We start from the raw sequence: 17,195 nt of genomic DNA, 5'->3' as shown, positions 1-17,195 counted from the left end.
ATTGGATTTATTTAAGCGTCGTCTTTCTCATCTTTGACTAGATCAACGTCAAGAGCTAGACCGCGAAGGTTGTTCAACAGTACGTTGAATGAAGCCGGTATATTAGGATGCTTGATCTTGTTACCTTTGATAATCGAATCAAACGCGGCGGAACGACCCATTATGTCGTCTGATTTTATGGTCAACATTTCTCGTAGAGCGTAAGCTGCTCCGTAACCCAACAAAGCCCATACTTCCATTTCTCCAAACCTCTGGCCACCTTCTTGTGCCTTTCCACCCAGTGGCTGTTGTGTGATCAAGGAATATGGTCCGATCGAACGCATATGTATCTTGTCTTCGACCATGTGGTGAAGTTTCAAAATATACATGTATCCTACTGCTATGTCTCTCTCGTACTTTTCACCGGTGTAGCCATCATATAGCGGCACTTTGCCGTTCTCAGGGTAACCCGCCTTTTTAAGTTCCTCGCGTATTTCTTCATTGGTTGCTCCGGCAAAAGGAGGTACGATCGCCTGATAGTTCAAGTTCTTTGCCGCCAGACCCAAGTGCATTTCTAAAATTTGTCCCAAGTTCATTCGAGATGGAACTCCAAGTGGAGAAAGAATGATATCAACCGGCGTACCATCTTCCATATACGGCATATCTTCTTCCGGAAGGATCTTTGAGATAACACCTTTGTTTCCGTGACGTCCCGCCAGCTTGTCTCCTACGGAAATATTTCTTACCTGCGCTGTTTCTATGTATACCTTTTTGATGATACCTGACTCCAGAGAATCACCTCTTTCGCGGGAAAAGACCCTTACTCCGACTACGCGACCTTTCTTGCCGTGTTCCATTCGCTTAGAAGAATCTTTCACGTCGCGTGCTTTTTCTCCAAATATAGAACGAAGCAATCTTTCTTCCGGAGTTAATTGCGCCTCACCTTTAGGCGTGATCTTTCCAACTAGAATATCACCGGGTAGTACTTCCGCGCCGATACGAACAATTCCTTCCTCATCGAGGTTTCTAAGTCTGTTTTCACCTACGTTAGGAATATCGTGGGTCGTGACTTCAGGACCGAGTTTCGTGTCGCGAACAGAGACTTCGAACTCATCCATATGTACGGAGGAGAACGTTCCTTCCCTAACCAATCTTTCACTGATCACAATAGCGTCTTCATAGTTTTGTCCTGCCCATGACATAAAGGCGACCAAAATATTCTGTCCCAGAGCAGCTTGTCCTTGGTCAGAAGAAGAGGTGTCGGCTAACACTTGATCTTTTTTAACCTTATCTCCTACATTCACGATCGGGCGTTGGTGAAATGCGGTGAAGTTGTTAGTTCTAGAAAGGTTCGCGAGTTCGTACACTTCTTTTTTACCCTTGTTGGTCTTTAATATTATTTTACGGGCGTCAACGTATTCGATCTCACCGGCTTCTTTGGCTGTTACTAAGCGGCCTGTGTCGCGGGCTACTCTGTCTTCCACTCCGGTTGCTACCAACGGAGCTTCTGGCCGTAGACATGGGTTAGCTTGTTTCTGCATGTTTGAACCCATAAGAGCGCGGTTTGCGTCATCGTGGTTCAAAAACGGTATCATAGAAGTTGCCGCGGAATATGCCTGATTGGTTGAAACATCCAAATAATCTACCTCTTTTTTATCTACAAGTCCGGGTTTACTTTTATGTCTAACTTCAGCCTTTGCTTCAGTTAGCTTACCTTTTTCGTCGTATGGAGTAGCTGCATGAGCGATCTTGTAGTTTTCTTCTTCTAGGGCGTTTAAGTATTCAACTTCCCCGGTCAATACTCCTTTCTCTACTTTTGCGTAAGGTGTTTCTATCATCCCAAATTCGTTGATCTTGGCGTACATAGAGAGGCGCAATATCAATCCAATGTTCGGGCCCTCGGGAGTGTGTATAGGACAAAGTCTTCCGTAGTGCGAAGGATGAACGTCTCTGACTTCAAAGCCCGCTCTTTCGCGAGTCAGGCCGCCTGGTCCAAGCGCTGAAACTGTACGAAGGTTCGCGAGCTCCGTAAGCACGTTTTCCTGCTGCATAAACTGAGATAGTTGGTTTGTGGTGTAGAACTCTTTGATACGCGCCTGCAGAGGTCGAGCTGAGATGAAATTGGCCGGTAGCGTAGTGTCGGTGTCTGAAGTAGACATCCTGTCTTGGATATTTCTCTTCATCTGCGAGAGACCGACGCGCATTTTTGCTTGTAACATTTCGCCTACAAGTCGAACACGCCTAGATCCCAAGTGGTCTATATCATCAGGTTCCGCATCCGGTGTTGTATTAAGCTCAGCGATATGTGAGACAATGGTAACGACATCTTCAAGCTTCAACTGCCTCTCCTTCAATTCGTTTTTTGTGACCTTTTTATCGAATCTCTTGTTCAATCGAAAGCGACCAACCTTTGAAAGGTCGTATCTTTCTTTAGAAAAAATGGAATCTATGAATTCTTTGGCGTTCTCAAAGTTAGCTAGATCTCCGTCCCTCAAGCGCTTATATATTTCTATATAAGAGTCTTCTACGGTTTTAGCCGGGTCTAACTCAATTGTTTTCTCCATCATTTTACGAGCATTCAGATCTCCGGCAAAAAGGTCTAGAATTTCCTCATCTGTTTTGACTCCCATAACACGGAACAAAGATGAGGCGAGAAACTTACGTTTTCTATCTACTCGTACATACAGACCGCCGTCTGCCTCGGAATCTAATTCGATCCACGCCCCACGCGAAGGTATGATCTTAGCTCCGAAAAATCTTTGCCCTTTAGCGTCGGTTGCGGTAAAGAAAGCTCCGAATGATCTCGCTAATTGTGAGACGATCACTCGTTCAACTCCATTTATGATGAAAGTACCGTGTCTACTCATCACTGGAAAGTCAGACAAGAAAACCTCTTGTTCTTTTTCGATTCCTAGATTTTTGTTCAAAAGCTTTACCCTCACTTTAAGAGGCGCATCTAGCGAAACTTTGTTCTCTTTTGCTGTTGCTTCATCAACTTTTGGTTGTCCCAATTCAAAGCTGACAATGTTCAACTCGAACTTTTTTTCTGAGTAGTCGGTAATCGGCGAAAATTCCTGGAATAATTCTTTAAGACCTTCGTCTATAAGCCACATAAACGATTCGCTCTGCGACTCCACCAAATTTGGCATCTCAGTTAGCGGCTCTTTATATCGCGAAAAATATTTTTTCTCCATATATACAATAAGTAAAACAAAGACAATTATGCCTTTTTATTAAGGATTTTAATCCTGCGTTCCCCACTTTTTATTCAAAGCAAGATGATTTCTACTGCTAAAATAGTGCTCCGCCGCTACTCAATCTTGCACGTTGCTATGAGTATAACCCTTTTTTATTTTATGTCAAACTCGCTAAATGCTTCAATCTATAGATTGAAGCATTTAGCTTTCTTTATTTCTCTTTTCATTTTGCTTTTTATGCCACTCCTCTATATTTTTGTGATGGCCGGTCAAAAGCACATCAGGAACTTTGTAATTTTTATCCTTCCATTTTAATTTCTCGGGTCGAGTATATACTTGATCGGTCGCGTAACGTGTTTCTTCAAGAGAATTTTCGTTTCCAAGCACCCCCGGTAGGTAGCGTGAAGTGCTATCTACTATGGCCAAAGCGGCTAATTCTCCCCCCGTGAGTATAAATGGACCGATTGATAATTTTACTGGCTTTAATATCTTTTCAACTCTCGCGTCAATTCCTTCATAATGGCCACAAATTATAATTATATCTTTATATTTTCGAGAAAGGTCTTTAGCGTACTTATTGTTGAACTGCTTGCCGTTTGGAGTTAGTAGAATGGTCAGAGTTTTTTTCTTCCTCCCTTTTGCTTCTTTGTGGGCTCTCAATATTGGCTCCGCACCAAGAACCATACCCGGACCACCACCGTATGGTCGAGAGTCGATCTTTTTATGCTTGTTATGACTATGATCACGTAGGTCGTAGATCTTTACGTTTATTAATCCGGACTTAATAGCTCTTTTCAACATCGATTCCTCGAGTACAGGAGAGATCATTTTTGGAAATGCTGTTATTATGTGAAAATTCATATTTGTTGAACTTTATAAAAAACCGTCCCCAGATTTGGAGCGGTTTTAAAATAGGTATTACTAAAGTAAGGGATATCTATTCTCTCTCATCCTTGAGCTCGTTCATCGCATCTTCTACGCTATGCGCTTGTGCTCTAGTTGAACCTTCAGGTTCATTGATCTTCAGATTTACTCTTGCGTTGTTTTTCAATCCTACAACTCTGAGAAGAGTTCTTATAGCGCGTGCAGTGTTACCTTGTCGGCCTATTATCTTGCCCATATCGTCGGGATGTACAGACAAGGTCAATAAAACACCCATTTCGTCTACTGATCTATCGATCTTTACCTCTTCTGGGTTATCAACTATTGATTGAACCACAAACTCAAGAAATTGTTTGTCTCCGTCTTCCGCATTCTTATCCATAGTACTGTTTGTTTTTTTGCTAATGATCTAGCCACTTCAGTTGCTAGGTTCTGTAATTGTACCTTAACTTATTATTATAAACAATCAACAAGCTATGAGTCTTTCTTTTCTTCGTCGTCTTCAACCTTTTCTTCACTTTTAGCAACTTCGCTCTCTGTATTTTCTCCCGATCCTTTTTCTTCTGAAGAGCCCTCTTCTTCTGCCTTTTCTGCAGTTGTAGATTCTTCAGTGTTCTCTTCTTCTGTCGCGCTTGGCTCGTCCTCGGAAGCTTCTTCTTCGTTCGTTTCAGCCTCTTTTTCTTCTTCCGCGCTTGATTCTTCTGCAGGAGATGTCAGAGCTTCTTTGTCTGTTGATTCGGTTGTCGCTTCTTCCTTTCCTTCGCCTTCGCCCTGCGGAGTCTTCTTAGGAAGAACATTGACTTTTTTGCCGGTAATGACGCCTATTTCGACCAATAGATTGTGTACGGTGTCAGAAGGAAGAGCGCCCACTTCAAGCCAGTGATTAACGCGCTCGGCATTTATGTTTTTACTGTCCTGTCTTGGGTCGTAAGTGCCGAGATTTTCTATATAGCTACCACTTTTAGAACTTCGAGATGACTCAACTACCACCATTCTAAAGGTGGCATCGTGTCGCCTTCCAACTCTTTTTAATCTGATCTTTAACATAGAGAAGATACTAGCAGAGCTCGGTATGCCGGTCAATAGCATATAGCTCGCATATATAGAAGATCACTGATAGACTGATTAATGTTAGATTTCTGTGTTAAGGACTATTAACGATATTTTATGAAAGGAAAAACGTATAGAGGTTATATTACGACCAATTCTAAAGGATTTGGTTTTTTCTCGAATGAAGATCTGGAAGAAGATATTTTCATTCAACCAGGAAAACTACTAATGGCTTTGAACGGCGATGAGGTAGAGATCAAGATAATTGATAAAAATGAATCCGGCCCCTTAGGTGAAGTAACAAAGGTGTTGGATAGAGCTCATAGTAAATACGTCGGAACTGTAGACAAAAGTTCTGGAAGGATCTTTGTAATTTCAGATGATAGAAAGGCGTATGTTGATTTCTTTGTTCCCGAGAGATTTCAAGGAGAGGCCGAAGACGGAGATAAGGTTGTAGTAGAATTGGTGGACTGGAAGGATGAAGACAAAAACCCAATAGGAAAAATAGTATCGGTGCTTGGGAAAAAAGGTGAGAACGACGCGGAAATGAAATCGATCATAATTTCTAGTGGATTTGACGGTGATTTCCCCCCTGAAGTTGAAGAAGAGGCGGAAAAGATCAGCAAGGAACGCGGACCTATTACCGAAAAGGATGTCCAAGAACGAGAAGACTTTCGCGATGTAACTACTATTACCATCGACCCGGCAAGCGCCAAAGACTTTGATGACGCTATTTCATTCAGAAAATTAGACGACGATAATTATGAAGTGGGTGTACACATAGCCGATGTCTCTCACTTTGTTGATTTTGGTTCAAAAATCGATAAAGAGGCCTTTGAGAGAGGCTTTTCAGTTTATTTGGTAGATCGAACTATCCCGATGCTACCGGAAGTACTGTCTAACGATCTTTGCAGTCTTAATCCGGGCCAAGACAAACATGCCTTTTCCGCAATAATGGTGTTGGATAAAAAAGGCAATATCATAGACCATCATTTTAGCAAAACTCTCGTACATTCGAACCGGCGTTTTACTTACGAAGAAGCACAGGCTGCCATTGATGGCGGAGAAGATGAGTTTTCTCACGATCTTTCTGTTTTGAATACGATAGCAAAGGAGCTTAAGAAGAAGAATCAGGAAGGCGGTGCTATAGAATTCGAAACAGACGAAGTATCGTTCGAACTCGCTCCCGACGGAACTCCGATAAAAGTTACTCGCAAAGAGAGGTTAGACGTTCACAAACTGGTGGAGGAATATATGCTCCTGGCTAACCGGATGGTCGCGAAAAAGCTCTCTCGAGCGGTAGAGAATGATGAAGCGGACTTAGCGGTGTATAGAGTACACGATACACCTCAAGTAGAAAGAGTTGAAAACTTTGCTGAACTCGTCCGGGCTTTAGGTTATAAATTACCGCTAACAGAAGAAGGGACTGTCAAATCAAAAGACCTGTCAGAATTTCTGGAAAAGCTTGAAGGAAGGCCCGAAGAAAGTCTTTTGAAGACGGCCGCGATACGCTCTATGGCCAAAGCTTCATACTCCACAGATAACATAGGACACTATGGACTCTCCTTTAATTACTATACTCATTTCACGTCACCGATCCGTCGTTACGCCGACCTTGTGGTGCATAGGATCCTCAATTCTTACTTGAAGAGCGGAGAAATACCTGAAACTGAGGCGCAGTTCTATTTCGATATGATCAGTCACATAACCGACCGCGAACAAGCCGCCGTTGAAGCAGAGCGTGCTTCCAAAAAGTACAAGCATGTCGAATATATGCAAAATCACATCGGTGAAGAATTCGAGGGTACAATATCAGGTGTTTCTGAATGGGGTATATATGTTGAAGAGAAAGAAACTATGGCCGAAGGAATGATAAGTACAAAATCACTCGGAGAAGATTGTGTTTATGAGAAAGAAAAATACCGCGTTAGTTGTCCAAGTTTAAAGCGCGTCTTTAGTCTTGGTGACTCTATAAAATTCAGGATCAAAGATGCTGACTTGGATAAAAAACAACTCAACTACGAATTAGTTGAGTAGTTTGTCTGCTTGATATAGATATAAATATCCCCCGGAAGACCCGACTGTCCTCCGGGGGTTTATCAGTTGGCCCTTCGAGATCTCGAGAGGGAGCCACGATCTCAAAGGGCGAGGAGGAAGTTAAAGAACTTTTGCGCTTATCCTTCCTACGCACGATATGGTTATTTCTATTCACTTTTTATACTAGTAGACTCGGGAGGTCAAGCTGGATCTATTGAGTTATTTTTTCCGCTTCTTCGAGATCAACGGATAATAGCTCTGAGGCAGCTCTCTTGCCCATAGTTATTCCATAAAGCATACCGGCATGAGACATAGTTTCTCGATTATGTGTTATAAGAATAAGCTGTGATCGTTTCGCTAGTTCAGTAAGTGCTTCAGCGTATCGCTTTGAATTAGCTTCGTCCAGAGCCGCATCTGTTTCATCAAGAATTAGAAACGGCGGCGGGTTCACTTGTGATAGAGCAAAGATCAGGGCTATTGAAACCAATGTTTTTTCACCCCCTGAAAGCATTGCTATGGATTTTATTTTTTTGTTCGGTATCGTTAATCCTATTTCTACTCCGGTTTCGGATAGCTTCTCTTCGTCTTTGGTTTTTTTCGTTACTACCGTTTTAGTAAGCTCGGCTTTACCGCCCGCGAACATATGAGAGAAAAAATTAGAGAAGTGATCACTGATCTCTTTAAGTCCTATCGAGAACTCATATTCTATCTTCTCGTCTAATTCTTGAGCTACACTGTGTAATTTCTCTATTGTTTTTTCAAGATCTTCTATTTCACGATCGAGAAATTCTGCTCGCTCTTTGGCCAATTTATACTCACGTTCGGTCTCTTTTTGATTCCCAACTTGCATGGTTTCGATCCTCAACTTCAATTTTTCTACCTCTCTTTCCTTTTCTCGCAGATCGTCGTTAGATACTTCGATTCTGGTTATATCGTTGTTCGGATCCAGGTTTTCTTTGGGGACATTTATGCCCGTAACATAGACAACTTCTTCAAGTAAACTGTAGAAATCCTTTACCTCGGATTTTAAACTATCTATTTTTTGTTTTATTGATCCTTTCTGAGTTTCCAACGAAGCTTTTTGATATTCTTTGCTCCTGTCTTTTTCCTCTTCCTGAAACAACTCAGAAATTTGCTTTTCAAATGCTTCCTTGTCGTTCAAGAGACCGTTTTCTTCTTCAACAATTTTTTCAAATTCATGATTAAGCTTGTTTAGCTCCTCGACAACTGAAGGATCCTCTCTTTCATGATCTTTTTCTTCGGATACATCAGCGGAACCTTTTTCGTATATCGAAATGGCTTTTTTTATTGTTTCTTTGATTTTCTCTAAAGAGTCTTCGTCTAGCGTTCTTTTGAGTAAATCAATAATTTCGTCGATCTTTTCGCTATTGATCTCTCTATTGCCAGCCGAAGTTTGTTTTGTATTACCTGTCTTCAGGATTTCCAATTTTGCTTCCATTCTCCCTATTGATCTTTCGATCTCACTTCGTTTGCTTTTCAGATTTTCTATTTCGTTTGTTGTGTTTTGTATTTTGGAGCGTAGCTCTTCCCTTCTTTCTTCAAATGAATGCGCTTCCTTTTCTCTCAAATTTTCTTTGATCGCCCTGTCTATTTCGTCTATTTTTGTTTGCGTATCTTGAAGCTCTTTTTCGTTTAGTTGAATTAGTTTAGTGCGGTGAGGAAGGAATAGCTTGGCATATTCATTGATCTTTGTTTTCAACTCTTCTATTAACTCCTTTCTTTTTTCAATTTGTGACATTTCACGCTCCAGATAACGTAGGTGCGGCGCGTGCTCACGCGCAAGAGAGCGAACGGACACCAAGTTTTCCTCAGTTTTTACGAGTTTTTTAAGAGCATCTCTTTTCTTGATCCTATATTGAGTCAATCCAATTGCCTCTTCTACATACTCTCTCCTTTCTATTGCTCCCATTTTGAGCATTTTATCCGCTTCTCCTTGTGAAATGATGTTATGCCCGGCTGTGCCAATTTTTGATGTGGACAGGATATCAATTACATCTTTGAGTCTAACCGGACTGCCATTTATATAATATTCGCTCGTAGAGTCTCTGTGAATAATTCTTTCTATTTCAATTTCATCAAATGCTCTTTCTATTTCGCGGTTTGAGTTATCAAAAGTTAGGCTAACGCTAGCACGATTGGTTCTGGGCAAAGAAGTTGAACCATTAAAAAGGAGATCTTCGGTTTTCTTGGACCGCAATGATTTCATAGATTGCTCTCCCAGGACAAAACGGAACGCCTCGGCTACGTTGGACTTCCCGGAACCATTTGGTCCGACTATTGCCGTTATGTTCTTACTAAAAGACAACTGCTCTTTTTTTGCAAAAGATTTAAAACCTTTTATTTCAATAAACTTCAGTTTCATATTTTATATCCATTCATTTTCTTTGAGGCCTGCCTCTGCCGCTTCTTGCTCCGCGTCTTGCTTAGAGGATCCACTGCCTTTACCTATGAGTTTATTGTCTAGATAGACACCCATAGTGAATTTCTTGTCATGGTCGGGACCACTTTCTGAAATAACTTTGTACTCTGGTGTTGTTCCGTGAATTTCTTGCGCTTTCTCTTGAAACAAGCTTTTAGCGTCTACCCAAAGTTTTTCAGTCACTATCGGCTCGATCATTTCAAAGAGATTATCACCGATAAACTTTTTAGCTGGCTTGTAACCCTGATCAATGTAGATCGCTCCGACTACTGATTCAAACGTGTTGGCTAGAATATAACTGCGCGCCCTCCCGGTACTTTTGGACTCACCCTTGGACAAAAATAAAAAATCTCCCATTTTTAGTTTCTTGGCGGCGCTTGAAAGAGATTTTGTATTTACAACAGCTGCTCTGATCGCTGTCAGTTCACCTTCGTTTTTATTAGGAAATCTTTTGTACAATTCTTCGGTTACTACCAATTCAAGAACGGCATCACCGAGAAATTCAAGGCGTTCATTATGACCAAGAGTAAAATCACGGTTTTCGTTTACGTATGATCTGTGAACAAAAGCTCGCAGAAGAATGTCTTTGTCATTAAAATTTACACCTAACTGTTCCTCGAACTTGCTGATATCTTTCATAGTATGTCTCTGGCTAATTGACTTTATCTTCAGATACGAGTGTTTTGATCGCTTTTGTAACAATTGGAAGTATGTCGTTATAAAAATTCAGATCTAAAATGTCATTGAGTTCATACCACTTACAATCATCAAGCCCTCCGTCTGTATCGAGTTTTAATTCATCATATGGAGCCTTGGCCAAAAAGTAGGTTACTTGCTTTCTTATTTTCCCTAATTCAGGATCTGAGGCAACATATTCGTTCTTGCCGAGCTCCTCGGTGATGTCCGCCTCTAATCCCAATTCTTCTTTTATTACCCTTTTGGCGCCCAGACTATCTGTTTCGCCGTCTTTGACGTGCCCTTTTGTAAGTGTCCAGTGTCCAAAAACATCATGAACTAACGCTAAATAATAAGAACTATTATTTTCAGAATACACAACCGCCCCACACAACCTTTTTACAGGCATTTCTTCGTAAGTTCTGTTGAATTTACTTTTCTCTTTCTTTACACTTTTCTCATCTTTCCCGGGCTCACCCATTTCTTTATAGACGGCACCTAAGACACCGTTTATAAAGCGCCCACTGGATTCGCCTCCAAATGATTTAGCTAGTTCGATCGCTTCGTTTATTGCAACTTTTGGCGGCACTTCTTCCCTATTGGCAAACAAAAGTTCATAAAGGCCGATCCTTAAAATATTACGATCTACAATTGAAATTTTTTCCAATGGCCAATCAGGAGCCGCCTCCGTGATAATCACATCAAGCTTATCTTGCTTATCTAGAACGCCATGCAAGAGCTCGGCCATAAAGGAGAAGTCATTCAACTCAGGCGCAAACTCTTTTGCGTTGAATTCAAGGACATCACTCGTTGATTCCTCGGGTATATTATTAAAATCCCATTCAAATAGGGTCTGTAGGACTATTGATCGTGATAGGTGACGATTCGCCATTTCAAAGGTGCTAACTAGTGCTATTTACCTGTTAGTGTACACGAATTCAGCAAAAGAACAAGGCACTAAGAGCTTTTTTTAGTGTCTTTCTCACCCTCGGTACTGCTCTCTTTATTCTCTTCTGCGGGCGACGCGTCAACAGTTTCAAATACCTTTCTACCTCGATACATTCCAGTTTTCATATCTACTCTGTGTCTGAGGTGGTAGCTATTTGTCTCTGTGTCTCTTGTTAAACGCGGCTCCTTCAATCCGTGGTGGGCACGCCGATTACCGGTATGACCTTTTGTGTGGCGCATTCGTATTGACATAGTGATACCGATTATACATATTTATTATTTTTGTTCAAGCGGATCTCTTTTTCTGAGCGATAAAGTTTTTGCAATAAGTTGATCTGTGAATGGGCGATAAACCATATTTTGATATTAATTCTCTGTGCTCTTTAGTTCCATATCCTTTATGTTTTTCTAAGGCGTATTGCGGATACTTTTTAGACTAGTCTGATCATTTTCCTATCCCTTTCTACCTTGGCTACTATTGACGAAAGGGCGATCACTTTTTCCTTCTCGTCACCTTTAATTATTGTCTCTTGATCAATAAATTTTTTGGGAGCATAAAGAGAACCATCCAGAAGAATTTTCTCTTCTTCCAGGGCGTTAATTTTTTTCAAAGCTTTTTTTATTCCGTACCTGAGAGATCTACTGATATTTTCTCTATCAATTACTTTTGCTCCAACTGAAGCAGTCGCAAAATCAACGTTGCCCTTTGATCTCTCCTCTAAGATCTTGCTGTAGTACTCCTCCCGTTCTTTCTCTGATAGTTTTTTTGAGTCTAAGATCTTTGTTTTTTTCGCGAATGTACTTTTCGTTCTTAGTCTGAAGGCAGAGACCACTACCGGACCGGCGAGAGGCCCTCTTCCTACTTCGTCAACTCCTATAACCGTTTTCATATTCTCAGTATACAGAACAAATACAATTTAATTCTGTGGAATATTTATAAGTGTTATACTGAGCACATGAAGGAAGACTCTAAGTTTATTCATCTCCACACACACTCTCATTACTCGCTTTTGGATGGACTTTCTAAGGTTCCTGATTTAGTAAAAAAAGCCAAAGAGCTTGGCATGCCTGCCTTAGGGCTAACCGATCACGGTAATCTTCATGGCGCGATCGAATTTTACAAGGAATGCAAAGACGCGGACATTAAACCCATAATCGGTTCCGAACTCTACGTTGCCGAGCGCTCTCGCTTTGATAAACAGGCGGGAATTGATGATAAAAGGTATCACTTGACTCTGTTAGCTCGTAATAATAGCGGGTACAAGAACTTGCTCAAACTAGTCTCGATTGCAGCACTTGAGGGATTTTACTATAAGCCTCGAGTAGACAATGAATTGCTTCGTGAATACAGCGAGGGACTAATATGTCTTACCGGCTGTCCTTCGGGGAAATTCGTTAATTTACTATACAACAAGAAAAGAAAAGAAGCTGAAGAGTTACTAAACTTTTATATTGAAATTTATGGCAAGGAAAATGTTTTTATTGAAGTCATGAAACATGAAGAAGTTGAATGGTATACTCCGTTAATTCCGAAAATGATAGAGATAGCAAAGGCATTCGATCTGCCTCTAGTAGCCACCTGGGACTCGCATTACCTTCATAAAGACGACAAAGAAGCGCACAATACACTTCTTCATATTAATACTAACAACAAGAACTTTACTTTAAACGGCGATTACTCCTTCATTACCACCGAAGAAGCCAAGAAGATCTACAAAGACATACCGGAAGCCGTCGAAAATACTCAGAAAGTAGCTGACAAAGTCAATGTTGAACTGGATCTAGGTAGCTGGACTTTTCCGGATTACCCCTTGCCTAACAATAAGAGCGCGGATGAAGTTTTACGTGAGATTGCTTTTGCGGGATTTGAAGAACAAGGATTACCGCAAACCGATGAATACGTTAATAGACTCGAATACGAGCTTGAAGTTATTAAAAGCAAAGGATTTTCGATCTATCTTCTGATCGTAGCTGATCTGTTAAGGTACGCTCGTGAAAATAGAATTTTTTCTACGATCAGGGGTTCGGTAGCGGGTTCCTTAACAACTTATTTGACCGGCATTACAACAGTAGATCCGATCGAGTACAAATTACCCTTTGAACGCTTCTTAAATCCCGAACGACCAAAAGCTCCGGATATTGATATGGACTACGCTGATAATCGTAGAGACGAGATACTAGAATACGCAAAAAATAAATACGGGGAAAGTAAGGTAGCTCAAATTGGTACTTTTGGAACAATGGCCGCCAGAGGAGCGGTGCGTGACGTCGCGAGAGCTCTCGGTTATCCATACGCGACGGGCGATAAGATCGCAAAACTAATTCCTTTTGGCTCACAAGGTTTCCCTATGACGATCGCACACGCCATGGAGGTAGAAGAAGATCTCAAAAAGATGTACGACGAAGACTCCGAAGTTAAAGAGATCATCGACTTAGCCCAAAAGATAGAAGGATGCGCTAGACACATTTCCGTACACGCCGCCGGGGTGGTGATCTCGCCTACGGACGTAACCGATTTTGTACCGATCCAGGTTGATCCCAAAGCCGGTAAGGTAATAACTCAATACGATATGCACGGCGTAGAAGATGCCGGGCTGATCAAATTTGACTTCTTAGGCCTAAAGAATCTTTCGATATTGTCAAACGCGATCGAGATCATTGATCATACTAGAGGAATTGATATAGATATTGAGAATATACCCCTTGATGACACGAAAACGTTCGAGATGCTTGCGCGCGGAGAAACCATGGCACTTTTTCAGCTGAATGGATCAGGAATGACTCGTTTTCTTAAAGATCTTAAGCCGACGCGTATTCAAGACATCAACGCTATGGTCGCACTCTATAGGCCAGGTCCTATGGAAACGATCCCTACTTACATCGAACGCAAGCACAATCCAGAGTTAATACAATATTTGGATCCGCGGCTTGAAAGCATATTGGATCAAACTTTCGGTGTAATAACATACCAAGACGACGTTTTGATGATCGCCATAAACCTTGGTGGTTTTTCCTGGCTAGAAGTAGATAAATTGCGTAAGGCGATGGGTAAAAAAATACCCGCCGAAATGGAGCGACAAAAGAACAAGTTGCTCGATGGACTGGTAGAGAATGGAATGTCAAAAGAGAAAGCCAAAGAGTTATGGTCATTGATCGAACCTTTTGCTTCTTACGGATTTAATAAGGCACACGCAGCCAGTTACGGCAGAGTTGCCTACCAAACAGCATACTTAAAAGCAAATTACCCCGTTGAATATATGGCGGCGGTACTAACGGCTGACTCCGGAGAGGTCGAAAAGATCTCTGAGATAATCAATGAATGCAACAGAATAGGCATTGACGTTTTGCCTCCTGATATTAATGAAAGTATGGCTGACTTTACCGTGGTCAACGAAGAGAGTGAGCAAAAAATTCGCTTTGGACTGACTTCAATAAAGAACTTTGGAGCGGGCATTACGGAATCAATAATAGAGGAACGAGAAAAGAATGGCCGTTTCAGCTCACTGGGGGATTTTCTTACCAGGGTGCAAGATAGAAATATCAACAAAAAATCACTGGAGGCACTGATCAAAAGTGGTGCTTTGGATTCGTTTGAGGCAAGAGGCACTATGTTAAAGAACCTTGATTATCTTTTATCCTATTCCAAAGAAGCCCGAACTGAAAAAAACCAAGATTCTCTTTTTACTCTTATGGGCGCTGAATCAGATATTGAAAAATTACAGTTGGAACCGGGAGAAGAAATAAATTCGAGCCTAAAGCTTGCTTGGGAGAAAGAACTTTTGGGTCTTTATGTATCCGGGCATCCCTTAGAGCGTTTTAGTTATGAGTTAAGTCAACGCAAAGCGAAAGTAATCGATGTTAAAGAAAAAGCCCATGAAAATTCTACTATTACTCTATGTGGGATAATTGATGAAACAAAGATAATTCTAACCAAAAAAGGACAGAAGATGGCATTTGTTAAACTCTCCGATTTTTCTGATTCGATCGAATTAGTCGTTTTTCCTGATACATTTAAAAACACTAAAGATTATTGGGAGGCCGAAAATTGCGTATGTGTAAAAGGTAAATTTTCCAAACGCAACAACGAGGCTAGTATATTAGTTGAGCAAGTACGGTTTCTAAAGGAAAAAGAAGAAGCTGAGGCGGTAAAATAGAAACACAAATTGACTTAATATGCTACGATACAAAAGTTAAGACATATTTATTTATGAACGACCAAGAAAAACTTGAAAAGATCCGACATTCATTCGCGCATTTACTAGCAGCGGCAGTTACTCAAATGTATCCGCGGTCATTACCTGCGACCGGACCTACTACTGAAAACGGTTTTTTCTATGACTTTGCTTTTGAATCTAATATTCCAACCGAGGAAGAATTAGAAAAAATTGAAAACAAGATGCGAGAAATTCTTTCTAGCTGGGAAGGATTCGAGCGTATTGAAGTAACCCCCGAAGAAGCTCGGGAACATTTCAAAGATAATAAGTATAAGCTCGAATTGATAGATTCATTTGAAGACAAAGGAGAAAAAGTTTCTCTTTACAGATCAGGTTCTTTTATTGATCTTTGTCGCGGCGGACACGTTGATGATATAAACGATCTAGTTCCCGAGGCATTTAAACTCCATGCAATTTCCGGAGCCTATTGGCAGAGTGATGAAAATAATGACCAATTGGTGCGTATTTCCGGTTTTGCCTTTGAAGCAAAAGAATCTCTTGCGAATTATTTGGAAATGCGCGAAGAGGCCAAAAAACGCGACCACCGTAAATTAGCCAAAGAACTGGATCTGCTTGTCTTTTCCGAATTGATCGGCCCAGGACTGCCGATCTTTACTCCGAAAGGCAATATTGTGAGGTCAAAAATAGTTGAATTCTCGCGTGAGCTAAATGCCAAGATCGGCTTCCAGGAAGTTCACACTCCTAATATGAACAAAGCTGAACTATTTAAAATATCAGGTCACTACCAAAAATACGAAGAAGATATGTTTAAGGTGAGTTCTCATTATACAGACGAGGAGTATTACCTGAAGCCAATGAATTGTCCGCAACATACGCAATTATATGCTTCAAAAAAACGGAGCTATAGAGATCTACCGATCAGAATAGCAGACTTCTCGAACTTATACCGAGACGAAAAACCGGGTGAATTAGCCGGCTTGACGCGCCTCCGCTTTTTTTCTCAAGACGACGGCCATGTCTTTTGCAGTGAAGATCAAATAGAAGAAGAGTTCAATAAAATACTGGAAGTTGTACAAGTTGCTCTCAAGATCTATGGGTTGGATTATCACATAAGGCTTTCTTTGAGAGATCCGGAAAACAAAGAAAAATATTTAGGAGATGATTCCCTGTGGGAACGATCACAGAGTATGTTAAAAGATCTGTTGGAGCAAAACGGCGTAGATTATGTTGAAGCTCCGGGCGAAGCGGCGTTTTACGGCCCTAAAATGGATATAATGGCCCATGATGCCCTCGGAAGAGAGTGGCAAATATCTACCGTTCAATTGGACTTTAGTATGCCTGAACGTTTCGATCTTACTTACGTTGATAACAATGGAGATGAGAAAAGGCCGGTTTTGATACATAGGGCTATCATCGGCTCCCCAGATAGATTTATGGGTATTTTATTGGAGCATTTTGCCGGTAAGTTACCGCTATGGCTATCTCCGGTGCAGATCTCACTAGTACCAGTTTCAGAAGAACAGAAAGATATAACCCATGAAATAGCCGAGCAGATCATAAAAGCAGGCTTGCGAGTGGATGTTCTTGATGAAAATGATTCTTTAGGTAAGCGTATACGCAACGCAAAAATGGAACGAGTTCCCTATATAGGAGTAATTGGAGACCGTGAAAGTAAAAATAATTCGATCTCTATAGAATCGCGCGACTCAGGAAAACTTGGTGAAATAAAGGTGGACGAACTCATCGATCTATTAAAACAGAAAAATACTTCTAGAGATATAAGTGTTTAAAAAACTTGCGAATAAACAAAAA

12 protein-coding genes are annotated in these 17,195 nt (G+C 41.1%); 3 read left to right on the top strand and 9 right to left on the bottom strand.

All coding sequences use genetic code 11. The annotated features are described in order from the left end of the window. Positions 1 to 11 precede the first annotated feature (11 nt). From U5L75_02215 to rpsP, 4 genes are all read right to left on the bottom strand, one after another. Positions 12 to 3,173: a DNA-directed RNA polymerase subunit beta gene (locus U5L75_02215; protein ID MDZ7726374.1), complete on the bottom strand. Its 3,162-nt coding sequence runs from the start codon at positions 3,171 to 3,173 to the stop codon at positions 12 to 14. 204 nt (positions 3,174 to 3,377) lie between these two features. Continuing rightward, complete coding sequence (gene trmD, locus U5L75_02210) at positions 3,378 to 4,037, bottom strand: tRNA (guanosine(37)-N1)-methyltransferase TrmD (GenBank protein ID MDZ7726373.1); 660 nt, start codon at positions 4,035 to 4,037, stop codon at positions 3,378 to 3,380. Between the two features lie 76 nt (positions 4,038 to 4,113). Continuing rightward, the gene (locus U5L75_02205; protein ID MDZ7726372.1) at positions 4,114 to 4,440 is read right to left on the bottom strand and encodes a KH domain-containing protein; all 327 of its coding nucleotides are present in this window, start codon (positions 4,438 to 4,440) and stop codon (positions 4,114 to 4,116) included. A gap of 92 nt (positions 4,441 to 4,532) precedes the next feature. Next, a complete protein-coding gene (gene rpsP, locus U5L75_02200) occupies positions 4,533 to 5,105 on the bottom strand; it encodes a 30S ribosomal protein S16 (protein MDZ7726371.1) in 573 nt (190 codons plus the stop codon). Between the two features lie 120 nt (positions 5,106 to 5,225). On the opposite strand from rpsP, the gene rnr reads away from it, so the two are divergent. Further along, positions 5,226 to 7,145 (top strand): ribonuclease R, encoded by a 1,920-nt coding sequence (rnr, locus tag U5L75_02195; GenBank protein ID MDZ7726370.1) that lies wholly within the window; start codon positions 5,226 to 5,228, stop codon positions 7,143 to 7,145. Between the two features lie 211 nt (positions 7,146 to 7,356). Here the strand turns inward: rnr and U5L75_02190 are convergent, their stop codons facing one another. From U5L75_02190 to U5L75_02170, 5 genes are all read right to left on the bottom strand, one after another. Next, positions 7,357 to 9,528: an AAA family ATPase gene (locus U5L75_02190; GenBank protein MDZ7726369.1), complete on the bottom strand. Its 2,172-nt coding sequence runs from the start codon at positions 9,526 to 9,528 to the stop codon at positions 7,357 to 7,359. 3 nt (positions 9,529 to 9,531) lie between these two features. Continuing rightward, positions 9,532 to 10,224: a ribonuclease III gene (rnc, locus tag U5L75_02185; GenBank protein ID MDZ7726368.1), complete on the bottom strand. Its 693-nt coding sequence runs from the start codon at positions 10,222 to 10,224 to the stop codon at positions 9,532 to 9,534. 13 nt (positions 10,225 to 10,237) lie between these two features. Then, entirely contained in the window at positions 10,238 to 11,152 is a 915-nt protein-coding gene (gene nusB, locus U5L75_02180) for a transcription antitermination factor NusB (protein ID MDZ7726367.1), read from the bottom strand. Positions 11,153 to 11,217: 65 nt separating this feature from the next. Next, positions 11,218 to 11,460, bottom strand: coding sequence for a 50S ribosomal protein L32 (gene rpmF, locus U5L75_02175; protein ID MDZ7726366.1), 243 nt, complete (start codon positions 11,458 to 11,460; stop codon positions 11,218 to 11,220). A gap of 179 nt (positions 11,461 to 11,639) precedes the next feature. Next, positions 11,640 to 12,098, bottom strand: a complete 459-nt coding sequence (locus U5L75_02170) for a ribonuclease HII (GenBank protein MDZ7726365.1) — start codon at positions 12,096 to 12,098, stop codon at positions 11,640 to 11,642. A gap of 66 nt (positions 12,099 to 12,164) precedes the next feature. Here U5L75_02170 and dnaE point away from each other — a divergent pair, with 66 nt between their 5' ends. Next, positions 12,165 to 15,362 (top strand): DNA polymerase III subunit alpha, encoded by a 3,198-nt coding sequence (gene dnaE, locus U5L75_02165; GenBank protein MDZ7726364.1) that lies wholly within the window; start codon positions 12,165 to 12,167, stop codon positions 15,360 to 15,362. 53 nt (positions 15,363 to 15,415) lie between these two features. Further along, positions 15,416 to 17,173 carry a threonine--tRNA ligase gene (thrS, locus tag U5L75_02160; GenBank protein ID MDZ7726363.1) on the top strand — a complete coding sequence of 586 codons (1,758 nt, stop codon included), beginning with the start codon at positions 15,416 to 15,418 and terminating at the stop codon, positions 17,171 to 17,173. The last annotated feature ends 22 nt before the right edge of the window (positions 17,174 to 17,195 follow it).

The sequence above is a fragment of the Candidatus Campbellbacteria bacterium genome (assembly GCA_034521025.1).
Taxonomy (GTDB): domain Bacteria; phylum Patescibacteriota; class Minisyncoccia; order Phycocordibacterales; family JAXHMZ01; genus JAXHMZ01.
Note: the sequence above shows the minus strand (reverse complement) of the source record. Positions and strands in the feature narration are given on the sequence as shown.